This is a genomic window from Ruegeria sp. AB7 (genome assembly GCF_056542625.1).
Genome location: NZ_JBQGAC010000001.1, coordinates 74,849 through 98,925 on the forward strand (window position 1 = coordinate 74,849; position 24,077 = coordinate 98,925).

Consider the following 24,077-nt stretch of genomic DNA (forward strand, 5'->3'; position numbering starts at 1 on the left):
GTGGTATATAACCGTCGGCCTAGCAAGGGATCCGTGCCAATGAACATTCATCCGCGCGACATCAACGAGACACCCGATCACGATCAGGCCGCAGCAGCGCTCAAGGTGCTGCGCGAATGGGCGAAATCAGCCTCGGCGGCCGAGATCAGTCAACTGGACCCGGCCATTGCGCAGCTTGTCCCGGGGCTGTTGCCGTCAAACTATCCAGCCCTGTCGCGCGAATATCCCCACGAGTTCGAGGCGGATGCAGCCTACAAGGCCACATTGCCGGATCTGCAAAACGGTCCATCCAGCCTGATCCGGGGTTCGAAGCAGCAAATCCAGCATGTCGGCATCTCGAATTTCCGCCTGCCGATCCGGTTCCATCGCAAAAGCGGTGCCGAGCTGACACTTGAGACCTCGGTCACCGGGTCTGTCAGCCTTGAGGCCGAGAAGAAGGGCATCAACATGTCTCGTATCATGCGGTCCTTCTACAAGCACGCCGAGCGCACCTTTAGTTTTGAGGTGATGGAGGCAGCGCTGAACGACTATCTGACTGATCTGGATAGTTTGGATGCGCGCATACAGATGCGGTTATCCTATCCCGATCGGATTGAGAGCCTGCGTTCGGGCTTGTCCGGATACCAGTATTACGACATCGCGCTGGAACTGGTTGATCAAGGCGGAGAACGTCTGAAGATTATGCATCTGGACTATGTCTATTCGTCCACATGCCCCTGTTCATTGGAACTGAGCGAACACGCGCGCGCAACCCGCGGGCAGTTGGCGACGCCGCATTCCCAGCGCTCGGTGGCGCGGATTTCGGTGGTTATCGATTGCAACGCCGATTGTCTGTGGTTCGAAGATCTGATCGCGCTGTGCCGCCGCGCGGTGCCAACCGAAACTCAGGTGATGGTCAAGCGCGAAGATGAACAGGCCTTTGCCGAACTGAACGCTGCCAATCCCATATTCGTGGAAGATGCCGCGCGTCTTTTCTGCGCCGAGCTGCAGGCCGATCATCATGTCGGCGATTTCCGTGTGATCGCCAGCCATCAGGAAAGCCTGCACAGCCATGATGCGGTCTCGATTCTAACCGAAGGTCCAACCTTCGAAACCGCGAGCCTGGACCCGCGTTTGTTTACGACGCTGTTTCATGTGGGCTGATTGACCCTGCGGAAGCTGCTGGAAAAACAGTCAAAAATCCTGCATGGGCGCTTTTTTGCCGCATTGCAGCAAGAAATGCTGCATCTGCACCCTAAATTGCGCTAGATTGTCCCCGAGTGCAGCTGCTGCGCATCCGTAAAAACCGGGTCGCGCAGCCCGAAAGGAAACCGGGACGTGCAACGCCTTGGACCGCCAACCTGCAAATCCGCCCGGACGATTGGGGCGGGCGGGGTCCTTTACTCATCTACCCGCTGCCTCGGTTTTATCAGGAGAGACATGCAATGAATCCGATTACTCAACCGCTTGAGTTTCAGGCAGCGGCCATCCGGATGGCCGGTTACGCAATGGCCAGCCAGATTGAGATCATGCAGATCATGACCCGCGCGGCGTTTGATCTGCCGATGACACCTCTGCACGGATTGAAGACAGCCGAGGCACCCGCACCGGTTGCCCGCAAAGCGGCGACCCCAGCAACGCGAAAGCCAGCAAGACCGGTTGCAAAAGCCAAGGTTGCAGCAAAGCCTAAAGCCGCGCCGAAACCCAAAGCAGCACCAAAGCCGAAGGCGGCGGCTAAGCCTGCGGCGGCACCAGCGCCGAAAGCGGCAGCTCCTAAGGTTGCGGCCGCTGCACCCAAGGCGGCCCCGGTAGCCAAACCGGCTGTGAAAGCAGCACCGGCGAAGGCCAAAGTATCTGCAAAACCCGCCTCGAAAGCGGCCAAGCCAGTATCAACGGCGGCCAAGCCGGTTGCGGAGTTCAAATCTTCAGCACAAGCCAAGGCACAACCGGCAGCCGCAGCGCCGAAAGCATCAGCAAACACGGCAAAAGCGGCGCCCAAGGCACCTGCGGCAGCTAAGCCCGCCCCAGCAAAGCCCGCCCCGGCAAAAGCTGCGCCTCTGGCCACAGCGGCTCCGAAACCTGCCGCTGCAAAACCTGCGACGAAGAAACCCGCAGCTGCGTCGGCTGAGCAGGCCAAACCGGCACCGCGTCGTGCACGCGCCCCGTCGAAGCCACCCGCGATGCCGGGCGTTGAGATAAAATCCGACAGTTAACACGGATCATCTGCTTGACACCGTCGGGCTGGCGCGCCAACGCTGCCCGTCATGATGGATCTTCGCCCGGTCGGATATGTGATTGGCCTGCTGGTCGCCATTCTAGGGGCGACCATGCTGCTGCCTATGCTTGTCGACATGATCGAGGGGCGGGGCGAGTGGCATGTTTTCTTTGAAAGCGCGGTCATAACACTGCTGACCGGCAGTGTTCTTGCGATGAGTTGTTCCAACGGAGTGGGCGAAGGTCTGACCATCCGTCAGACCTTTTTGCTGACTTCGGGTGTCTGGGTGGCGTTGCCGGTTTTTGGCGCAATTCCGTTTCTGTTCGGCGAAACTGAACTGCGTTTCGTCGATGCCTATTTCGAGGCGATGTCGGGGCTGACCACCACAGGTTCAACCGTGATCTCGGGGCTAGACGAACTGCCACAGGGCTTGTTGCTCTGGCGGGGCGTTTTGCAATGGTTGGGGGGCATCGGAATCATCGTCGTGGCGATGGTGTTCCTACCCGAGCTGCGCGTTGGTGGGATGCAGATCTTCCGCTCGGAAGGGTTTGAAACCATGGGAAAAATTCTGCCTCGTGCGCAAGAGATCGCCGGGCAGATTTCCTTGATCTACGTATTTCTGACGGTGGTCTGCGCATTGGTCTATGCCGGTTTCGGCATGAGCTTTTTTGACGCCGTCGTACATGCCATGACCACAATCGCGACGGGCGGGTTTTCAAACTATGACAGCTCTTTCGCCCGGTTTTCGGGACCTCTGGAATATGCCGCTGCCATCTTCATGATCCTCGCGGCGCTGCCATTCGTGCGGTATGTGCAATTGGCCAATGGTCACACAAGCTCGTTGTGGAAAGACAGCCAGATTCGGGCGTTTCTGGCAACCATCGTGGTTCTGGTTGTGATTATGTCGATCTTCCTGACTTCGGTCTTTCCGCACCATTGGGAGCAGGCATTCCGCGAGTCGCTGTTCAACATCACATCGATCATTTCGGGCACAGGGTACGCGAGTGTCGACTATATGGGCTGGGGCAGTTTTCCGGTCATGTTGTTCTTCCTGATCGGATTGATTGGCGGTTGCGCGGGGTCCACCGCGTGTTCGATCAAGGTGTTCCGCTATCAATTGCTGTTTGCGTCGATTAAAACCCAGCTCAGCCGAATTCGTTCGCCGCATGGTGTGTTCGTGCCGCGCTATGATGGACGACCGATCAGTCGCGACGTGCTGACCTCGGTCATGAGTTTCTTCATGTTCTTTGCACTATCGATGGGGGTTCTGTCGTGGGCGCTGGCCCTGACTGGGTTGGACTTTATCACCTCGGTATCGGGGGCCGCGACGGCACTGGCTAATGTGGGGCCGGGACTGGGGGAACAGATCGGGCCAGCAGGCAACTTTGCGGGGCTGAATGACGGTGCCAAGTGGCTGCTGACGATCGGGATGCTGGTCGGACGCCTTGAACTGCTAGCTGTCTACGCAATCTTTACCGTTCAATTCTGGAGAGGCTAATGAAACGACCCCTTGGGGCGCAGATCTCGCACATGCTTAAGGATCGTGGCGTTGACGTGATCTTTGGCATACCGGGCGTGCATAATCAGGAAATGTATCGCGGTATCGAAGAGGCCGGGATCACGCATGTTCTGGCCCGGCACGAGCAGGGGGCCGGTTTCATGGCCGATGGATATGCCCGCGCGTCTGGCAAGCCGGGGGTGGCCTATGTGATCACCGGACCGGGCCTGTGCAACATCATGACGCCGATGGGGCAGGCTTATTCGGATTCGGTGCCGATGCTGGTGTTGTCTTCTTGCCTCGAAGAGACACAAGCACTGCGTGGCCAATTGCATCAGATGAAGGATCAGCGCGCTGCGGCCGAGACAGTTACAGACTGGTCCTGTCAGGCGAACAATGCCCAGGCTGCCTATGGTCTGATCGAGCGCGCCTTCGAAGAGTTTGAGCTGTCGCGCCCGCGACCGAAACACATTCAGGTACCCATCGCGCAATTGGAGGCCGAGGCAGCGCCTGCGCCTTTTCCAAACCAGCCTGCCTTGCGCAACCAGACTGTTCCACCGGATGTGGCACCGGTTCTGTCGCTGCTGAATATCGCGCAGCGGCCTTTGTTCATATTAGGCGGCGGGTGCCGGTCTAACCTTTGGCGACAGATCCTGACCCAGTTGGGGGCGGCGTGCTTCACGACCTATGCCGGTCGCGGGCTGGCCGGGTCCGATTATCCGCTGGATTTCGGATCGATGCTGCCACGACCGGGCAGCGCCAAAGTAATTGCCTCGGCTGATCTTGTCGTTGTTGTCGGTGCTGAACTGGGCGAGGTTGATCTGTGGCGCCATAATCTGGGCCACAACGCAACTATGGTGCGTGTTGATCTGGACCCGCAAGTGCTGTCAGACCACCATCGTGCGGCTGTCAAACTGCAGGCAGATGGTGAGAGTTTTGCGCATGCGCTGTGGGCAGTGTCCGATCAGGTAAAACCAGCCGCTGGTTGGTCTGCGGACGAGGTGCGCGAGGCGCGCGCGCGCTGGCGGGCCGAGGTAGATGCCGAGCGCCCGGGCATTGTCCCCGTGGTCGATGCACTCAGGGCGGCCATGCCCTTGGATACGATGATTTATTCGGACATGACCCAATTCGCGTATGTCGCGAAAGAAGTCTGGGACATGGGCTTTCCTTATCATTGGCACCACCCGACTGGATTTGGCACGCTGGGTTACGCCCTGCCAGCCGGGATCGGTGGTGCAGTAGCACGGCGGGGCAAACCCACAGCGGTCATCGCGGGTGACTATGGTTTTCACTACACAATGCAAGAGCTTGGGGTTGCTGTCGAACTCGGCCTGCCGCTACCCATCATTCTGTGGGACAATGGTAAACTCAAAGAGATTGAAGAGAGCATGGTGCGCGGACAGATCGCGCCCAATGCGGTGATCGCGCGAAACCCGGATTTCTGCAAACTGGCCGAGGCGTTCGGGGCGCTGTCAGCTGCACCGAAGACGCTGGATGAGATGCAGGACGCAGTGCGCGCCGCCTTTCAGGCCGAGGTTCCCACATTAATACGGGTCACACCGGATATCCTGTAAACCTATGAAAAAAGGCGTGCACCTTCGTGCAGCGCCTTTTCCTGAACCTGATTGTTCAGTCCCAGCAGTGCACCAGAACGGTCATTCCGTTGGCTCTGCGGCTCAGTTCGTTGGGTGAAATCTGGGCTGAGCCTTGCGCGGGCTGACCTGAGATGCCCGCCTTGGTCAGAACCTCGGTCAGACGTGCCACATTCGCCGCAAGGCTGACCGAGTCGGGCAGGGTACGCCCATCGGAAGGGGCAGGTAGCAACATGCCAACAACGCTGCCGCTATCGTCAAAAACAGGTCCTCCCGCGTCGCCGGGTTGGGCGGACAGTGCAAGGCGTTTGACGCCATCTTCTCCATTCAGGCCGCGGATATCAGCGATTTCGCCAAAGGTCAGAGTAGGGGCACCCAATGCGCCTTCGTAAGAAAAGCCCGAAACAGCGACCTGAGACTGAATACGCGGAACGCCCGCGCGGAACTCGGCAACACTGATCGGGGCTAGGGTCTTGCTAGGACGCAGCACAGCGACACCAAGATCGGCATCCTGCCAAGCCAGCTGAACCTCTTGGTCACCGTCCAGCGTGATGCGGGTGCAGCTTTCAGCGGCCTCGGTGACCGTCAGAACCGTACCACCAGCGTCGGCGAAGAAGCCCGATCGCGATAGCCGCGGTTTGCGGATTTGCAGTCCAGACATCAAATCGATGCGCTGGTCGGCATCCGCTCCGGCACCTGCATCCAGTACGGCATCGGTCGTGGCAAAGCTTGCGCGCATCGCGGCCAGAACTCGGGCACGGCGAGCCTCATCCCCGGCAGGCCAGACCAGCGTGAAACCTTTGATCTTGCCGTCTTTCAGAGCTGCTTGCGTGAACGAGGCCATGCCATTTCCGCGTCCTTCAATCGTGAAGCTGTTGCCGCGCAGGCTGCGCTCACCGTCCAGAGGAACGATTTCAAGCGACTGCATCACTTGATAGAGCGCCCGCAGGGTTGCGGCAGAGCCTTCCTGCGAGATCAGCAGCGCCTTGGCGTCCAGATCAGAAGTGGGGTTGAAATGGGCAAAGGGTGCCTCGTAACGGTCAAAGCCCAAGACGCCTATTGGCATGTCCAGTTCGATCCCGGCTTGCGGGTCGGAATAGCGTGCCATCCCGACGCTGATCAGTGGAGCGTTGTAGTCATCCATCAGGGTTTTGCGCTGCAGCGTGGTCAGAACGCCAGTCGCGTCGAACCCGTTGGAACGTTGCCAATCGCCCATCGAGCGGCGGGTGCCCTGACCAAAGGCTCCGTCAATTGTTGAATTGTAGAACCCGGCTGCCTGCAACGCGGTTTGCAGGTCTCTGCGCTCTTGCGCGGTCAAAAGGCGTTCGCCCTGCAGAGCCTGCGAACGGGTTTCATCTGCGTCCTGCAGGGTAAGACCGGCCAAGGGCTGCTCTAGCTGCGGCTCGGGCTGGATCGGGGCGGTGACGACGCCGCGGTTCAGGATGTTGGCACCGATGGGCCAGAACTGTTGCCCCAGCGCGCTGGAGAATGCGATGAAACTGTCCGATGGGATCTGACGCTCGGCCCGGTAAACGCGCAGCACCTGTTCGGCGTCGTCGCGTAAATAGGGCCCGATAACAATGGCATACCAGCCGGAATTCAGCCGAAACCCGTTCACATCGGGCAGTGCGTTCGCATAGACCTGCGCCCGTTCCTGCGCCTCGCGCAGCGACGGCTGCGCCTCGATCTGAACAAAGACGCCCGCATCTTGCTGGGCAAAAGCGGCGCGCAGGCCGAAGAGGATAAAGAATGTAATAACCGTAAATACGCGTGTCATTGTCTGCCCGTGTTCTGCAGTGTTTTCACTTTGGCGCAGATTACGCGGAATCGCGGTCCGATTGCCATGCCCGGAATACGGGGAATTCTGTGTGTGGCCGCTCAGCGACAGAGTGGCCGATTGGCCCGTTGACGCCCTTGGATGCCTTGCATAGGAAGGGCCGAACCTACCGGAACCGGGCGCCCCGCGCGTCCAAGGGAATTGTCATGACCGAACCCAATAGCGCACCACGTTCATTTCAAGAGATTATCCTAAGGCTTCAGTCCTATTGGGCGTCGAAAGGTTGTGCGATCCTACAGCCCTATGACATGGAGGTCGGCGCAGGTACGTTCCATCCAGCAACCACGTTGCGGGCTTTGGGGTCCAAGGCTTGGGCAGCGGCCTACGTTCAGCCCTCGCGTCGCCCGACAGACGGACGTTATGGCGAAAACCCGAACCGGTTGCAGCATTACTATCAATACCAGGTGCTGATCAAACCCAGCCCGCCGGATCTGCAAGAGCTGTATCTGGGCAGCCTTGAGGCCATCGGCATCGACATGGATCTGCACGACATCCGCTTTGTCGAGGATGACTGGGAAAGCCCCACTCTGGGTGCGTGGGGTCTGGGATGGGAGGTCTGGTGTGACGGCATGGAAGTCAGCCAGTTCACCTATTTCCAGCAGGTCGGCGGCCATGACTGTGCGCCGGTTTCGGGTGAGCTGACCTATGGTCTGGAACGTCTGGCCATGTATGTGCTGGGCATTGATCATGTGATGGATATGCCGTTCAACGATCCGCAATCACCCAGCCCGCTGACCTATGGCGACATCTTCAAGCAGACCGAAGAGGAATACGCCCGCTGGAACTTCGATATTGCCAATACCGAGGTCCTGCTGCGTCATTTCGAAGAGGCTGAAACCGAATGCGCGACCATTCTGGCGCAGGAACATGACGACCCGAAGACGGGCAAGCGCATCATCATGGCGCATCCCGCATATGATCAGTGCATCAAGGCCAGCCACATCTTCAACTTGCTGGACGCCCGCGGGGTGATTTCGGTTACCGAAAGACAGGCCTATATCGGCCGCGTTCGCGCATTGGCCAAGCAATGCGCCGATGCGTTCGTGCAGACCGAGGCTGCCGGGTTCGAAGCTTGATGCAGCGCCTAGGCCAGTCCGGGCAACAACGCCTTCAGGCCGTCTGCGATCATGCTGATTGCGATAGCCGCAAGGATCATGCCCATGAAGCGGCTCATTATCACTCGGGCATTGTCCGACAGCCGCTTAGCCAACGCCGATGCGTTCCAGAACGTGATCAAAAGCAAGGCCACCACGAACAGAAATACACCTGCATAGACAACGGCTTCGACCGGGGTTTTGATGTGGTGCGCATAAAGGATCAGTGTTGTGATTGTTCCGGGGCCGACCAGAATGGGAAAAGCCAAGGGATAGAACGCAACGGTCTCGGGCGCGGGATAGGATTTCTTTTCTCCGTCGGTTCCGTGATGCGAGCTGCTCTGGTTCCCGTTCAGCATGTTCAGGCCGATCATCAGTACAACAAGGCCACCGGCGACGCGCAGGTCATCGACGCTGATGCCAAAGAGCCCAAGCGCGTGACTGCCGATCGCAGCGAAGGCGCCACCGAGGATCGTGCAATAAAGCGCAGTCTTCACAGCCACTTTGCGTTGATCCGAAATGGGCAGGTCTTGCGTAACACTCAGGAACACAGGCAAGTTGGTAATCGGATTCATGATTGCAAAAAGCGCGCCAAAGAATCCGACGGCAAGAGTGGTTTCCATGCGAGTAGCCTCGTTTCTGACCGTACTGCTTGGGAACCTGTCTTATTTTCTATGAACTTGAAAGAGGTGGCGTAAACGATGACTGGAAAATTGGTTGCGCTAATCCTTCTGATTTCTGGAGTTCTGGCCGGTGCTGGCATGTATTACCTGCAGGTTTATGGGTTCTATTATGAGGTAGAACCGCGCCCGGGCCAGGATGTGGTCCTGCTGGCGCAAGGGGCGGAAGCGCCCGAAGCCATCGCCTATACTGGGTTTAAGGCCATTGACGCCGACAGTTCTCCGATCCGGTATCGGGCCTGTTTCGAAACCGAGTTGAGGCCGGATCAAATGGTGGATTTTACCCCTGTCGAGAACCCCGAGCCATTGACCGCGCCAGGGTGGTTTGACTGCTACGACGCAGTTGCGCTGGCCGACGTATTGAAATCGGGTCAAGCACAGGCTTTCTTGGGCACCAAGAACATCCATTATGGTGTCGACCGGATCGTTGCCATTACACAGGATGGTAAAGGCTACGTCTGGCATGCGCTGAACAATTGCGGTGAAAAGGCCTATGACGGCACGGTTGTGGGCGAGGAGTGCCCACCCAGGCCCGAGGGCTGATGCAGATGGGGATGGTCGTTGAGATACCGGAGTTCCTGACAGCAACGCTGGGCTTTGCGGTCTATCTGCTGGGGGCAGAGATCAACGCCCGTGTCGCACAATTGCGCAGCTTCAACATCCCCGAGCCGGTAACCGGGGGCCTTCTTGCCTCGCTCGTGGTATTGGCGCTGTATCTTGGTTTCGGCATTGAGCTATCCTTTGGCTTGACCGCACGAGACTTTCTATTGGTTCTGTTCTTTGCCGGGATTGGTCTAAATGCCCGTCTGTCCGATTTGATTGCGGGCGGCAAGCCTTTGCTTTTGCTTCTGATTTTGACGCTTCTGACCATCGTTGCGCAAAACGTGATCGGCGCTGCGGGGGCCGCGATGTTCGGTTATCCGGCGCAAGCCGGGGTGCTGTTCGGGTCTGCTGCGCTGATCGGGGGGCACGGAACCGCGATCGCCTGGGCCCCCGAAGTTGCGGGCGCCACCGGTTTGAGTGGCGCAACCGAGTTGGGGGTGGCCGTGGCCACATTGGGTCTCGTGCTGGCCGCTCTGGTCGGGGGGCCGATTGCGCGGCTGCTGATCGAGGGGCGCAATCTCAGCCCCGAACGCCCCGGGGAAGAGCATACGGTGGGCCTGCCCAATGAGGTCGACCAGAAATCCGAGATTGATCATCTGACAATCATGCGGGTGCTGCTGTATCTCAACCTCGCGATCATTTCAGGCGCGATCCTGAGCGAAGCAATCAGCGCCGCAGGGCTGAAACTGCCGTTGTTTGTGCCCTGCCTTATCATGGGGATCGTGATTGCCAATCTCCGCGCCATGTTCGCGCCGAATGCCAAGCCGGTCTCACGCACGCCCTCGCTGGCGCTGATCTCGGAATTCGCGCTTGGTGCATTTCTGGCGATGTCGCTGATGAGCCTTCAACTGTGGACCATCGCCGAACTGGGCCTTGCGATTGCGGTGATCATGACCGCCCAGACCCTGTTTGCCGTGGTGTTCGTGATCTGGGTTCTGTTTCCGTTGATGGGATCGAATTACCGCGCCGCCGTTCTGGCCGCCGGGTTCGGGGGGTTCGCTCTGGGTGCTACCCCCACAGCTATCGCAAATATGACCGCCGTAACCAAGCGATATGGCCCGTCGCCTATTGCCTTTATCGTACTGCCCCTTGTATCCGCATTCTTTGTGGACATCGCCAATGCCATCGTCATTCAGACGATTGTCAATTTCTAAGGACCGAAAATGCCCGACCTGCTGATCGAACTGTTTTCCGAGGAAATCCCCGCGCGCATGCAGACCCGCGCCGGTGAAGACCTGAAAAAGCGGATCACCGATGGTCTGGTCGAAGGCGGTCTGACCTATGGCTCTGCCGCTGCACTGACGACGCCGCGTCGCCTGACGCTGGCGGTTGAAGGCCTGCTGGCGGAAAGCCCGACAATCCGCGAAGAACGCAAAGGCCCAAAGGTCGGCGCGCCTGACAAAGCCATCGAAGGCTTTCTACGCGGCGCGGGACTGACCCGAGACCAGCTGGAAGAGCGCGACACGCCCAAAGGCGCAGTGTATTTCGCCACCATTGAAAAGGCGGGTCGTCCAGCAGCTGAAATCATCGCCGAGGTCTTAGAAGCTACCATTCGAAACTTCCCCTGGCCCAAATCCATGCGCTGGGGGGCTGGATCGGTGCGGTGGGTACGGCCCTTGCACTCGATCCTGTGCATCCTGACCGATGAAGCAGGCGCGCAGGTCGTGCCGCTTGCGATCGAAGGGATCACGTCCGGTGATACGACTGAGGGCCATCATTTTATGGCCCCGAACCGGTTTACGGTGACCTCGTTCGAGGATTATGCCGCCAAGCTGAAACGCGCCTTCGTGGTGCTGTCGCCCGAAGAGCGCGCCGAACATATCTGGAACGATGCCCAGAACATGGCCTTCGCCGCCGGTCTGGAAGTCGTCGACGACAAGGGTCTGCTGGCAGAAGTTGCCGGTCTGGTCGAATGGCCCGTTGTGCTGATGGGGCAGATCGACGAGGAGTTTCTTGAGCTGCCGCCCGAGGTACTGCAGACCTCGATGAAAGAGCATCAGAAGTTCTTTTCTGTGAAGAACCCCAAGACGGGGCGGATCGAGCGCTTCATTACCGTCGCCAATCGCGAGACCGCCGATAACGGCGCAACCATTCTGGCGGGGAACCAGAAGGTTTTGTCGGCCCGTCTGGCCGATGCGAAATTCTTCTGGGAGAACGACCTGCGCGTTGCCAAGTCGGACATCGCCCAATGGACCCGCGCGTTGGAGAATGTGACTTTCCACAACAAGCTGGGCACTCAGGCGGAACGCATCGACCGCATTGCCGCGCTGGCCCGAGAACTGGCCTCAGTGGTCGGGGCGGATGCGGATCAGGCCGAGAAAGCCGCGCGTTTGGCCAAGGCTGATCTGAACTCCGAAATGGTCTATGAATTTCCTGAACTTCAAGGGCTTATGGGGCGGTATTATATCGAAGCGGCTGGCGAAGACGCTGCCGTCGCGGCTGTGGCGCAGGAGCATTACTCGCCGCTGGGGCCGTCGGATGACGTGCCCACCGCACCGCTGTCGGTGACCGTAGCGCTGGCCGACAAGCTAGATACGCTGACAGGATTTTGGGCGATTGATGAGAAACCAACCGGGTCGAAGGACCCGTTTGCTCTGCGTCGCGCGGCGTTAGGGGTAATTCGACTAATCGTGAATAATGGTCTGCGTCTTCGGTTGGACCGTTTTTTCGATAGTCAACTGGTTCGATCAGAACGCGCTATCAATGAGGCTTTGCCCGAAGCGAATGTCCGCGATCTCCTGGAAGAAATCGCAAAACATGGTGTCTTTGGTGCTTCATTCCAGACTGTCAAAGAAAAGCTTGAAGGATCGCCCGCAGCAGCATTTCTTGAGCTTGAGAAAAAGGTTCCTGACGCGTCTGACGATCTTCTTTCTTTCTTCCACGACCGCCTCAAAGTCTTCCTCCGAGACGAAGGCATCCGCCATGATGTCATCGACGCTTGTATCGCGATGGAGGGGAATGACGACCTCAACCTCCTGGTAAAACGCGCCCGCGCTCTGAATGCGGTGATTGCGACCGAGGATGGAGAGAACCTCGTGCAGGGGTTCAAGCGTGCGAACAACATCCTGTCTCAGGCGGAAGAGAAGGATGGAGTCGAATACTCTTACGGCGCGGATGTGAAGTTTGCTGAAACTGACAGCGAAAAGGCACTGTTTGCAGCGCTTGACGCGGCAGAGGCCAAGATCGATCCCGCGCTGAAGGCCGAGGATTTCCCGACAGCGATGGCGGCAATGGCCGAACTGCGCGGGCCGGTGGATGCGTTCTTTGAGGACGTGCAGGTCAATACCGATAATGACATTCTGCGCCGCAACCGTCTGAACCTGCTGAGCCAGATCCGTAAGGTCTGCTCTAGCGTTGCTGATCTGACGCGTATCGAGGGATAACGCCCTTGCGCCAAGGGCGCAGGGGCTTATGCTGCGGTGAAACCAAAAGGTGCCGCAGTGCAGAATAATCCGCATACCACGCTTATCACTCCAAAAGCGCCCGTTGCCGCCAATACCCATGGTGGCCGGGCGAAGTGCCTGCAACGACTGGTCAGGCTGGACATGCCGGTGCCGCGGACCGTGGCCCTTTCTTTTGACGCGGTGCAGCGAATTGCCAAGGGCGACATTCCCGACATCGCGGCCATTCTGGAACAGTTCGACGCCGAGTCATTGCTGTGTGTACGGCCCAGTTCAGAAGATCCTGACTGGGGTGGACCGGGGGCGGTGCTGAATATCGGCATGAACGATGCCCGATATCTGGATCGGTCTGCGGAAATGGGGGCGGATGCGGCGGCGGCGCTATATCTGCGGTTTGTGCAGAGCTATGCGCTCCATATTGCGCGTCTGGACCCGGATGTGTTCGATACCATCGATGCGGATGGGCGCGAAGGGCTGAGCTTGTCCCTGCGGGCGTATGAAGATGAAACCGACGAGTCCTTCCCGCAAGATCGAGGAGAGCAACTGATCGGTGTTCTGCGTTCGATGGCGCGTGCCTGGGATGGCACGTCGGCCCGGCTGCTGCGGCAGGCCAAGGGCGCACCTGCGGATGCCGGTTTGGGGCTGGTGATTCAAGAGATGATCCCGGGCGTCGGACAGGGGGAATGCGGTTCAGGCGTGTTGCAACTGATTGACCCTGCGACAGGTATGCCCCAAATCACGGGCCGCTATCTGAGCCAGAGCCAGGGGCGCGATGCGCTCGGGGAAGGTGTAGCTGCGCTGTATCTGGAAAAGGACGAGCGCGGCCAATCGCTGGAGGATGTGGCGCCCGAGGCTTTTGCCGATCTCAAGGCCCACGCTGCGTTAATGCGTGAGAAGCTGCGCGAAGAGATGCAGGTCGAATTCGTGGTGCAGAACGGCAAGGTGCATATTCTGGACGGCGTGCGGGTTCCGCGCGGGTCGCGGGCCGGGATGCGGATCGCGGTGCGCTTGGCCGAAGACGGGATCATTCCGCCGCAAGAGGCCGTGATGCGGATCGACCCGCATTCGCTGAATGAACTTCTGCACCGGCAGGTCCATCCTGAGGCCGAGCGTGATGTGCTGACCACAGCCATCGCGGCCAGCCCCGGTGCAGCGACCGGTCGAATTGTCTTTACGGCTGCCGAAGCGCAGGCCAGCGCCGCGCGGGGGGAGCCCTGTATTCTTGTGCGCCGTGAAACCTCGCCCGAAGATGTGCGCGGAATGCATGCCGCAGTAGCTGTTTTGACCGAAAAGGGCGGGATCACCAGCCATGCGGCGGTGATTGGCCGAGGTCTGGGTCTGCCGTGTATCGTCGGCGCGTCCGAGATGCGATTCCAGACCAAGAAAAAGCTGCTAAGCGCACCAGATGGGCGAGTGTTCAAGACAGGCGATATTCTGACCATCGATGGGACTTCTGGTCAGGTTCTGGCCGGACAACCCGAGATGCTTGAAGCGGCGCTGGATGATTGCTTTCAGACACTGATGAGCTGGGCCGATGCCGAGCGGGACATCGCCATCCGCGCCAACGCCGATACACCCGCTGACGCGCAAACTGCGCGAAACTTCAAAGCAGAAGGGATCGGGTTGTGCCGAACGGAACACATGTTCTTCGATCCTGGCCGCCTGACCGTTATGCGCGAAATGATCTTTGCGCAGACCCCGTCTGGACGTGCCGCTGTGCTGGAACGGTTGCTGCCGATGCAACGGCAGGATTTTGTGCAGTTGTTCCGGATTATGGAGGGGCAGCCGGTCTGCATCCGCCTGTTCGATCCGCCCTTGCACGAGTTTCTGCCCACTACGCGCACTGGTCAGCGCGAGCTGGCTGAGGCGCTGGATTTGCCAATCTCGGATGTCGAACGTCGGGTCGAGGCGATGAGCGAGTACAACCCGATGCTGGGGTTGCGCGGGGTTCGTCTGGGTGTCACCGTGCCGGAAATCTACGACATGCAGGCACGCGCGATCTTCGAGGCGACGGTTGAGGCCAGCAAAGAAGGTGCCCCTGTCGTACCCGAGGTCATGATCCCGCTGGTCTCGGCCAAGCGCGAGGTTGAACTGGTCAAAACACGCATCGATACTGTAGCGGCCGAGGTTGCCTCGGAGCAGGGGCAGGAGTTCGACTATCGATTGGGAGTGATGGTGGAAACGCCTCGGGCCTGTCTGCGCGCGAATGAGATTGCGCCACATTCCGCTTTCCTAAGCTTTGGAACAAACGACCTGACCCAGATGACCTACGGATTGTCGCGCGATGACGCTGGGCGCTTCATGTCGGCATATGTCCGCCAAGGCGTGTTTGGCGAAGATCCATTTCACGTTCTGGATGCAGATGGGGTAGGTGAATTGCTGAAGCTGGGGGCCGAGCGCGGGCGTCAAGCCCAACCAGACGTTACGCTTTCTGTCTGTGGCGAACATGGTGGTAACCCCGAATCAATCGCTATCTGCCGGTCACTTGGATTCGACTATGTGTCCTGTTCTCCTTTCCGGGTTCCTGTCGCTCGGCTGTCTGCCGCTCAACTGGCGATTTCGTCCAAACTTGGGGGTTGACTAACTGTCTCCTACCTAGAAATAGTGGCGTAAGAAACGTTCCGCTGTCGATAATAATTGGCGGCGTGAGCGGTTTTTCTCTTGCATTTTTTTCAGAACTGGACGTCTCGCTTCGTCTGGGGTATTAGCCTCGTCGCGCCCGCCGGGGGAGGGTATGGCGCGTTTGTGCCTGTGCGAGGTTATCTGATGAGACGCTACATAGTGGCTGTTGCCGTGGGGGCCGCAGCCTTGCTACCGAGTTTGTCCTTTGCCGATAGGCAAGGCGATACAAAATCTGTTGAGTTGGTCACACGTAACGAGTTGCCAGCACAAAGCTTCCGCGATTACCTGAAACTGTTTAAGCCGCGTAAGGCGCCGGAAAAAGTCGAAATCTCCTACACCAAAGCCTGGCTGGACCAGCAGCCAAAGGCGACCGGAGATGAAAATTTTCGTTGTCTTGCCGAAGCGCTGTATTTCGAGGCTCGCGGTGAAAGCGTACGCGGTCAGTTTGCAGTGGCCGAGGTTATCCTGAACCGGGTTGAAAGCGGTCGCTTTCCGGATTCACTGTGCGGTGTGATCAAGCAAGGAACGGGCAAGAAATATCAGTGCCAGTTCACCTACACCTGTGACGGGCAGAAAGAGATTATCAACGAAAAACGCGCTTATGATCGCGTTTCGAAAGTCGCCCGTGCCGCAATCGATGGTGTAGCTGAAGAGATGACCGCAGGTGCCACGCACTATCACACCAAGGCAGTGCGCCCGTCCTGGTCCCGCGTCTATAAAGAAACGGCGCGTATTGGCGTGCATATCTTCTACAAGCACAATTATCGCACGGCCAGCAACTGATTGACGCACCAGCGCTGGAAGGGTGCTGGCAACAGGCGTTTTACCAACTATGTTGCGAGCCAGGAGGCTTGCAATGACCATATCACGCCGACAGTTTCTGCAATCGACCCTGGCCTTGTCGATGATACCACGCGTGGCGATGGCATCTGCCACCGAACTGGTGGCACAGACTTCCCTCCAGCAGATCGCGCCCCAGGGATATCCGGAAACTCCGGTCTGGAGTTATGGCGGCGGTGTTCCGGGCGCGGAAATCCGTGTTCCGCAGGGGGCTCGGGTACGCCGCAAGATTGTAAACATGCTGCCGCAACCAACGACCGTTCACTGGCATGGCATCCGGATCGACAATGCGATGGATGGAGTGCCCGGCCTGACGCAGGAAGTTGTGCAGCCAGAATCCAACTTTGAATATGATTTCGTGGTGCCGGATGCGGGAACCTATTGGTATCATGCGCACAACCAATCGATGGAGCAGGTCGCGCGTGGGCTTTATGGCCCTTTGATCGTCGAAGAAGCCAGCGGACCCGATGTTGATCAGGACCTGACCTTAATGCTGGACGATTGGCGCCTTGACACCGAGAGCGCAAAGATATCCAGCGATTTCGACAATGCTCATGATCTGAGCCATGCGGGTCGGCTGGGCAACATTGTAACGGTGAACGGAGAGTTTGACCCTTCTTATCCGGTGCAGGCGTCTGAACGATTGCGATTGCGGGTGATCAATGCCGCGAATGCCCGGGTATTCGACGTAGCGCTCGACGGGCTTGCTGGTTGGATTGTTGCGCTTGACGGTATGCCGCTTGAGGTTCCATTGCGAGTTGAGAGCAGTTTTCCTTTGGCGCCTGCGCAGCGGGTTGACTTGATCGTTGATGTCTCAGCGGAATCCGGCCAGACGGCAAGTATTGTGAGTGTAGAACGGGATGGCGCTTACGGACTCGTCAAATTTGATGTGTTCGGAGTAGCATCGCGTATTGCTGATGCAAAAGTTAGACCGTTGCCAGCAAACCGAATGCCCGAAATTGAACTGCAGAATACACCTCTGCATCGTATGACGATGCAGGGGGGGGCAATGCGCTGGCTGGAGAGCGCCAAATTGGGCGATTCCGAGCTGTCGGGGCGCGAGTTGGCTCAGCTTGGACGATTCTGGGCTTTGAACGGATATGCAGAGCGGCCAGATGATCCGTTTCTGGATGCGCGATTGGGATCAGTTCATCGGATTGAATTCGCAAATGAAACGGCGTTTCCACATGCGATGCATCTGCATGGACACCATTTTCGCATTATCCTGCAGGACGGTACACTAGGGCCGTGGCGCGACACTGTTCTAGTCGAGCGAGGGCAGGTGCGGCAGGTAGCGTTGGTAGCTGACAATCCGGGCAACTGGCTGTTGCATTGTCACATGCTTGGCCATGCGGCATCGGGTATGATGAGCTGGTTCCGGGTCACGTAACGCCGCATTCCGTAGCTGGAAAGGCGTTTGCTGCGATGCTATACGCCCGCGAAACGCCTAAAGTGGGCTGATCATCAGTCCACCGAGCCCGAAAAGGTCCGCCGCATGAGCTCTGAAATCCGTCTTGCCTTTGCGCACCCGTCCGAACGGTCCGAGGCTACCGCCGCGCGCGGTGCGCTGGACCGCATTTCGCTGCGCGATCACATAGTTGAGGTCGAGATCGGGGCGTTTCAGGCCGAACGCGGTACCACGCAACGGATCTGCTTTAACATCGTGGTCGAGGTGCGTCCGCTGACAGACCCCATCGATGATGACGTGGATCGTATTCTGTCTTACGACCGTGTAACCGAAGCGATTGCGTTTGAGCTGGCTGCTGAACGGCTAAATTTGCTCGAGACACTGGCAGATCGCGTGGCGGAGCGCATTCTGCTTGAGCCTCAGGCTGTAAGAGCTTTTGTCCGCATTGAAAAACTGGATCGTGGACCCGGCGCGCTTGGCGTCGAGATCGTGCGCGGCAAGGATGCGGTACATCATGATGTGACCGAAGAAGAGCGGCCACATCCACGGTTGGTCTTTCTGTCGAATGCAGCGATTTCATCAGGTAATCTCACCGGCTGGATCGACCAGCTTGAGAATCGCCAGCGCCCGCTGATCCTGTGTGTTGGGGCGTCTGATCTGGATGTGCCGCAGACGGGTCACGCAATGACCCAACGCCGGATAGATCTGTTGGCAATTGAACAGAACGCCTGGGTTCTGGCTGCGCGCGATCACCGTTGCGTGGTCGTTTCAACGCGGACCGAGTTGGATTGGGCGATGAAAAACGGCCAGATTTGTGTTTGGGCACCCTCCAAAATTGTTCTGGATGCGGTCGATGGCCCCTCAGCCGCGCCGTCTGACGCGGTGGCGCTGGCTGCTTGGTTCGCTGCAACCTTTGAAGCCAGCGAGATGCTGGTTATTGGCGGAGACCTGCCCGAAGCCCCCAAAACGCCATTGCGCGCAGTTCCGGTGGAGCAGGCGCAACTGTGACCGTCTATTACCGCCCATTGGTCCAGCATGGGAGCACGCGCGTCGACGGGGCGGTGCCACTGGCAGGGCAGGTGCTGTGGTTCTCACAGGCCGAGCGGATTGAGCGCGGGCAAAGCACCCAGATCGTCGATGCCGTTGAAATCCCAAAGGAACAGCTGGATCGTCTGACCTGCGCGCGTCCAGCGATTGCCGGACTTGATATGGCACGAACGCAGATCATGGGCATTCTGAATGCCACGCCGGATAGCTTCTCGGATGGGGGGCTGCATAACTCGGTCGAGGCCGCTCGGACCGCTGCCGCCGACATGGTAGCGCATGGTGCAAGTATTCTGGACATTGGCGGCGAATCCACGCGCCCGGGCGCTGATTTTGTGCCTGAAGACGAAGAGATTGCCCGCACACGCCCTTTGATTGAGGCAATTCGGGGCGAGACGGATGTGTTGATCTCGATCGATACTCGCAAGGCCGGTGTTGCCAAGGCAGCGCATCAGGCGGGTGCGGGACTGATCAACGATGTGTCAGGATTTACCTTCGATCCTAAACTTGCACCATTTTGCGCGCAGATTGAGGCTCCGGTTTGTGTGATGCATATGCAGGGTGATCCGACCACGATGCAGGATGACCCGCACTATGACAATGTTCTGCTGGATGTTTACGATTTCCTTGAGGGGCAAATCGCGCATCTTGAAGGACTGGGGCTCAGCCGCGATTTGATTGTCATCGATCCGGGCATCGGGTTTGGCAAGAATCTGGACCACAACCTGACCCTTCTACGCAATCTCAGCCTGTTTCACGGGCTGGGCTGTCCAATCCTTTTGGGCGTTTCGCGCAAGGGATTTATTGGTCAGATCGGCAAAGAGCCGCGCAAGGATACCCGCGCGCCGGGGTCAATCGCGGTTGCTCTGGCGGGAATATCACAGGGCGTGCAGATTGTACGGGTACATGACGTGGCCGAGACGGCTCAGGCCTTGCGTCTATGGGCCGCCGTCCGGTAATCCGGGCAAAAGGAATTTTCAGGAGACCGACTTATGCGCAAGCTGTTTGGAACCGACGGGGTGCGGGGCACCGCCAACACGCACCCTATGACGGCGGAAATGGCTTTGCGAATTGGCGCCGCTGTGGGGCGGTATTTCCGCCGCGATGCCTCGGGCGTACACCGCGTTGTCATTGGCAAGGATACGCGGCTGTCGGGCTATATGCTGGAAAATGCGCTGACGGCAGGTTTGACCTCGACGGGTATGAACGTGCTTCTGCTGGGGCCGGTGCCGACTCCTGCGGTAGGGTTGATGACGCGCTCGATGCGCGCGGATCTGGGCGTGATGATCTCGGCCAGTCACAATCCGGCGATCGACAATGGAATTAAATTCTTTGGGCCGGACGGGTTCAAGCTGTCCGATCAGGCCGAGATTGAGATCGAGCGGCTGATCGAAGAAGGTGTAAGCCCCGCACAGGCGCAGAATATTGGTCGTGCGCGTCGGGTTGACGATGCACGGTTCCGTTATGGCGAGCGTGTGAAATCATCGCTGCCGCGCAATCTGCGCTTGGATGGGCTGAAGGTCGTGATCGACTGCGCCAACGGTGCCGCGCACCGTACTGCGCCGGAAGTTCTTTGGGAGTTGGGAGCAGATGTGATCCCGGTCGGCATCGCGCCGAACGGCAAGAACATCAACCTCGGATGTGGCTCAACCCAGCCTCGTGTTGCGGCCGAAACCGTGGTTTCACATGGCGCCGATGTAGGTATCTGTCTGGATGGGGATGCCGACCGCGTCGTTGTGATCGACGAAACCGGCGCTGTTGCTGATGGGGATCAGTTGATGGCCCTGTTGGCGACCGCCTGGTCCCGCGCGGATCAGCTGAAAGGCGGCGCCTTGGTCGCCACTGTGATGTCGAACCTCGGGTTGGAGCGGCACCTGGCCGGGCAGGGGCTGCGTCTGGAGCGGACCGCCGTTGGCGACCGCTATGTGGTTGAACGGATGCGCGAGGGTGGTTTCAATCTTGGTGGCGAACAGTCAGGTCACATCGTGATGAGCGATTATGCCACAACCGGCGACGGTCTGATGGCGGGGCTGCATTTTCTGGCAGAGATGGTGCAATCCGGCAAGAAAGCCTCGGACCTATCGCGCCAGTTTGAGACGGTGCCGCAATTGCTGAAGAATGTGCGCTTTAGCGCGGGGCAGGCCCCGCTGGAAGCGGCCAGCGTCAAAAGCGCGATTTCCGAGGCCGAGGCGCGTCTGAATGGGCAGGGGCGTTTGCTGATCCGCAAATCGGGCACGGAACCTCTGATCCGGGTGATGGCGGAATGCGAAGATGCCGCACTGCTGACCCAAGTGGTCGATGGGATCGTATCCGAGGTTGAGGCGGCGACAGGTTAACGCCCCAGTAGCATTTTCTGCAGAGTGAACCACTGGCTGATTGCCAGCCCGGTTAGGATCATGGCAAGCGCGATATAGAACCGCAGCGGCAGGGCTTCGGATAGAATCCAGGCCCCGAACACCATCGACCAAACGGGCACCTGATAGTTCACCAGCGTCAGAAAGACGGACCCGGCGCTGCGGGTGATGGATACTCGCAGCAGGGTGGCGAAGGCCGTGGGGACAAGGCCCAGAACGATCAGGGCCAGACTGGGGCGCGTTCCCTGCCACGAGGGCAGCCCCTCGGTTAGCAGCATGATAGGTATCAATAGTACTGCGCCAACCAGCAGCGTCAGGGCTGCCAGAGCCATCGGTTCAATCGGCGGGCAGCGGCGGGTCAGGATCGACGAGCTGGCGTAGCACAAGGCTGCCGTGACGCAGGCCATTTGCGCCAGTGGCTGCGTACCCTGACCCAATTGCGCCAGACCGGGCCCGATCAACACAAGCGCGCCAGAGAAGCCAAGGCAAACGCCGACCAGACGCCGTAGGTTCATAGGCTCATCCGAAAAGAAATGTGCCAGCGGCAGAACCATCAGCGGAATCGCCGCCATGGACAGACCCGCAAAGGCCGAAGGGACAAATTGTTGCCCCCAGCTTAACAGCATGAAGGGAACCGCCGTCGACAGAATGCCGATGAAGAAAATCGAACTCAAAAGGGCTGGTGTCAAACTCGGAATACGCCGTCCGGTAAGGCGCATCAGCACCAGCAGCATAACGGCACCCAATGTGGTGCGCGACGTCGCCACGGTGACCGGTCCATAGCCTTCCAACGCCATGGCAACCACCATAAACGTCCCGCCCCAGATGAGGCCCAGCGTGAAAACACCGCTCCAATCCTGTTTTGTCGGTTGTTGAACCATTCCATCCACTTATCCCGCGAATCTGACGGTGTCACGCGCTGATATTGACATTAGGTAAGTCATTACTTACCGTAAGCTATGGCTTACAAAGAAGTGCTTTCGGCTTTAGGGGATTCGACCCGTCGTCAGGTTTTTGAGGCGGTGGCCAAGCGCCCCAGGGCGGTTGGTGATCTGGCTGCGGATTTGCCCGTAAGCCGCCCGGCGGTCTCGCAACATTTAAAGGTCTTGTCCGATGCCGGACTTGTCGTTTGCAGGGCTGAGGGAACGCGCCGCATCTATGCCGCCCGACCCGAGGGGCTGGCCGACCTGCGCGCCTGGCTCGAGCAATACTGGTCGGACGTGTTGGAGAGTTTCGCCGCCGAGGTAAACGAAGGACGAGATGCATGATCGAACCAATCATCAAGACCATCGTTGTAAACGCAGCGCCCGAGCACGCCTTTGATGTTTTTGTAAATCGCATTGCCAAATGGTGGCCATTGGATGGGCACGCTGTCTCAGCGGCGCAAGGCAAGCCTGCGCTGGCAGTTGTGATCGAACCTCATGTCGGCGGTGCGGTTTATGAAACCATGTTCGATGGCACCCGCGCTGATTGGGGCAAGGTGTTGATCTTCGAACAGGGGGCTCGCCTGGCCTTCAGCTGGCACCCCGGCACCAACACCGACCGCCCCACGCGGGTTGAGGTCCGGTTCGCAGCCCACGGAGCCGGGCAGACCATGGTCACTCTGACCCATTCGGGCTGGGAAGTCTGGACATCTGAGGCGTCGGACAAACGCACCGGTTACGACAGTGGCTGGGATTATGTTCTGGGCGAATGCTACGCAAATGCTGTCACCAAATGAAAAGGGCGGCCACCGGGGCCGCCCTTTCGCTGACAATTGTCAGACTTAGTTCTTTTCTTTGTCGACCATTTTGCCAGCCGAGATCCAGGGCATCATGGCGCGCAGTTTTGCACCGGTTTCCTCGATCATGTGCTCATCGTTCGCACGGCGCGACGCTTTGATGGTCGGTTGGCCTACAGCGTTCTCCAGCATGAAGTCACGGACGAATTTACCCTGCTGGATGTCGTTCAGAACCTCTTTCATACGCGCTTTGGTCTCGTCGTATTTCAAAATACGCGGGCCGGTGACGTACTGGCCATATTCAGCCGTGTTCGAGATCGAATAATCCATGTTGGCGATGCCGCCTTCATAGATCAGGTCAACGATCAGCTTCACTTCGTGCAGACACTCGAAATATGCCATCTCGGGCGCGTAGCCGGCCTCAACCAGCGTTTCAAAGCCGCAGCGGATCAGTTCAACCAGACCGCCGCACAGTACGGCCTGCTCACCGAACAGGTCGGTTTCGCATTCCTCGCGGAAGTTGGTTTCGATGATGCCCGAACGGCCGCCACCGATGGCCGAGCAGTAGGACAGGCCGATTTCCAGCGCTTTGCCGGTCGCGTCGTTGTCGACCGCGACGAGGCAAGGAACGCCGCCGCCTTTGGTGTATTCGCCGCGCACGGTGTGACCGGGGCCTTTGGGGGCCATCATGATCACGTCAACGCCTTCTTTCGGCTCGATCAGGCCAAAATGGACGTTCAGGCCGTGGGCGAACGCGATGGCCGCACCTGGCTTGATGTTGTCGTGCACGTATTTCTTGTACGTCTCAGCCTGCAGTTCGTCAGGCATGGTGAACATAATAACGTCGCACCAGGCTGCGGCTTCGGCGATGCCCATCACCTGCAGGCCTTCCGCTTCGGCTTTCTTGGCCGAGGGGGAGCCTTCGCGCAGGGCGATGACCAGGTTCTTGGCGCCCGAGTCGCGCAGGTTCAGCGCGTGGGCGTGGCCTTGCGAGCCGTAGCCCAGAATCGCCACTTTTTTGTCTTTGATCAGGTTGATGTCGCAATCGCGATCGTAATAGACGCGCATTTCGCCGGTCCTTTCAGTTTCGATTGATGTGCTTCTATCTTGCGTGATTGCTATTGGCGATAGGGTTTGGATTGGGTATTTGACAAATAGATGAAGAATAATTCTTCTATTGAGCAAAATGT

General features: G+C 58.6%; 20 protein-coding genes. 16 read left to right on the forward strand and 4 right to left on the reverse strand.

Annotation, left to right across the window (positions count from 1 at the left end):
• The first annotated feature begins 39 nt into the window (after positions 1-39).
• The 4 genes from folE2 (at position 40) to ACR0EN_RS00450 (ending at position 5,266) form a co-directional block, all read left to right on the forward strand.
• Positions 40-1,143 (forward strand): GTP cyclohydrolase FolE2, encoded by a 1,104-nt coding sequence (gene folE2, locus ACR0EN_RS00435; RefSeq protein WP_480584701.1) that lies wholly within the window; start codon positions 40-42, stop codon positions 1,141-1,143.
• Positions 1,144-1,424: 281 nt separating this feature from the next.
• The gene (locus ACR0EN_RS00440; protein WP_480584704.1) at positions 1,425-2,192 is read left to right on the forward strand and encodes a hypothetical protein; all 768 of its coding nucleotides are present in this window, start codon (positions 1,425-1,427) and stop codon (positions 2,190-2,192) included.
• A gap of 51 nt (positions 2,193-2,243) precedes the next feature.
• A complete protein-coding gene (locus tag ACR0EN_RS00445; protein WP_170393516.1) occupies positions 2,244-3,692 on the forward strand; it encodes a TrkH family potassium uptake protein in 1,449 nt (482 codons plus the stop codon).
• Entirely contained in the window at positions 3,692-5,266 is a 1,575-nt protein-coding gene (locus ACR0EN_RS00450; protein WP_480584707.1) for a thiamine pyrophosphate-binding protein, read from the forward strand. The genes ACR0EN_RS00445 and ACR0EN_RS00450 overlap by 1 nt, the downstream gene beginning before the upstream one ends.
• A gap of 55 nt (positions 5,267-5,321) precedes the next feature.
• On the opposite strand, the gene ACR0EN_RS00455 is transcribed toward ACR0EN_RS00450, so the two are convergent.
• Complete coding sequence (locus tag ACR0EN_RS00455) at positions 5,322-7,061, reverse strand: serine protease (protein WP_170817618.1); 1,740 nt, start codon at positions 7,059-7,061, stop codon at positions 5,322-5,324.
• A 206-nt stretch (positions 7,062-7,267) separates the two neighbouring features.
• Here ACR0EN_RS00455 and ACR0EN_RS00460 point away from each other — a divergent pair, with 206 nt between their 5' ends.
• Positions 7,268-8,197, forward strand: coding sequence for a glycine--tRNA ligase subunit alpha (locus ACR0EN_RS00460; protein WP_480584710.1), 930 nt, complete (start codon positions 7,268-7,270; stop codon positions 8,195-8,197).
• 8 nt (positions 8,198-8,205) lie between these two features.
• On the opposite strand, the gene ACR0EN_RS00465 is transcribed toward ACR0EN_RS00460, so the two are convergent.
• Positions 8,206-8,838, reverse strand: a complete 633-nt coding sequence (locus ACR0EN_RS00465; protein WP_170626061.1) for a MarC family protein — start codon at positions 8,836-8,838, stop codon at positions 8,206-8,208.
• 78 nt (positions 8,839-8,916) lie between these two features.
• On the opposite strand from ACR0EN_RS00465, the gene ACR0EN_RS00470 reads away from it, so the two are divergent.
• The 9 genes from ACR0EN_RS00470 to glmM all read left to right on the forward strand — a co-directional run bounded on the left by ACR0EN_RS00470 (position 8,917) and on the right by glmM (position 21,149).
• A complete protein-coding gene (locus ACR0EN_RS00470; protein ID WP_170465487.1) occupies positions 8,917-9,438 on the forward strand; it encodes a DUF6446 family protein in 522 nt (173 codons plus the stop codon).
• Between the two features lie 5 nt (positions 9,439-9,443).
• Entirely contained in the window at positions 9,444-10,652 is a 1,209-nt protein-coding gene (gene gltS, locus ACR0EN_RS00475) for a sodium/glutamate symporter (protein ID WP_170596125.1), read from the forward strand.
• A gap of 9 nt (positions 10,653-10,661) precedes the next feature.
• Positions 10,662-12,881 (forward strand): glycine--tRNA ligase subunit beta, encoded by a 2,220-nt coding sequence (gene glyS / locus ACR0EN_RS00480; protein WP_480584713.1) that lies wholly within the window; start codon positions 10,662-10,664, stop codon positions 12,879-12,881.
• 36 nt (positions 12,882-12,917) lie between these two features.
• Positions 12,918-15,479, forward strand: coding sequence for a putative PEP-binding protein (locus ACR0EN_RS00485; RefSeq protein ID WP_480584716.1), 2,562 nt, complete (start codon positions 12,918-12,920; stop codon positions 15,477-15,479).
• Positions 15,480-15,665: 186 nt separating this feature from the next.
• Positions 15,666-16,304, forward strand: a complete 639-nt coding sequence (locus tag ACR0EN_RS00490; protein ID WP_170393504.1) for a cell wall hydrolase — start codon at positions 15,666-15,668, stop codon at positions 16,302-16,304.
• Positions 16,305-16,377: 73 nt separating this feature from the next.
• Positions 16,378-17,751 (forward strand): multicopper oxidase family protein, encoded by a 1,374-nt coding sequence (locus ACR0EN_RS00495; RefSeq protein ID WP_480584719.1) that lies wholly within the window; start codon positions 16,378-16,380, stop codon positions 17,749-17,751.
• Between the two features lie 105 nt (positions 17,752-17,856).
• The gene (locus ACR0EN_RS00500) at positions 17,857-18,777 is read left to right on the forward strand and encodes a dihydroneopterin aldolase (protein WP_170393501.1); all 921 of its coding nucleotides are present in this window, start codon (positions 17,857-17,859) and stop codon (positions 18,775-18,777) included.
• Complete coding sequence (gene folP, locus ACR0EN_RS00505) at positions 18,774-19,772, forward strand: dihydropteroate synthase (protein ID WP_480584722.1); 999 nt, start codon at positions 18,774-18,776, stop codon at positions 19,770-19,772. Before ACR0EN_RS00500 ends, folP begins: the two co-directional genes overlap by 4 nt.
• 33 nt (positions 19,773-19,805) lie before the next feature.
• Positions 19,806-21,149 (forward strand): phosphoglucosamine mutase, encoded by a 1,344-nt coding sequence (gene glmM / locus ACR0EN_RS00510; protein WP_170393497.1) that lies wholly within the window; start codon positions 19,806-19,808, stop codon positions 21,147-21,149.
• Here glmM and ACR0EN_RS00515 read toward each other — a convergent pair.
• A complete protein-coding gene (locus tag ACR0EN_RS00515) occupies positions 21,146-22,048 on the reverse strand; it encodes a DMT family transporter (RefSeq protein ID WP_170405007.1) in 903 nt (300 codons plus the stop codon). The genes glmM and ACR0EN_RS00515 overlap by 4 nt on opposite strands.
• 78 nt (positions 22,049-22,126) lie before the next feature.
• Between ACR0EN_RS00515 and ACR0EN_RS00520 the strand changes: the two genes are divergently transcribed.
• A complete protein-coding gene (locus tag ACR0EN_RS00520) occupies positions 22,127-22,435 on the forward strand; it encodes a metalloregulator ArsR/SmtB family transcription factor (protein WP_170421087.1) in 309 nt (102 codons plus the stop codon).
• Positions 22,432-22,887, forward strand: coding sequence for an SRPBCC family protein (locus tag ACR0EN_RS00525; RefSeq protein WP_170610148.1), 456 nt, complete (start codon positions 22,432-22,434; stop codon positions 22,885-22,887). The genes ACR0EN_RS00520 and ACR0EN_RS00525 overlap by 4 nt, the downstream gene beginning before the upstream one ends.
• Before the next feature lie 45 nt (positions 22,888-22,932).
• Here the strand turns inward: ACR0EN_RS00525 and ilvC are convergent, their stop codons facing one another.
• A complete protein-coding gene (ilvC, locus tag ACR0EN_RS00530; protein ID WP_170393489.1) occupies positions 22,933-23,955 on the reverse strand; it encodes a ketol-acid reductoisomerase in 1,023 nt (340 codons plus the stop codon).
• Positions 23,956-24,077: the final 122 nt, after the last annotated feature.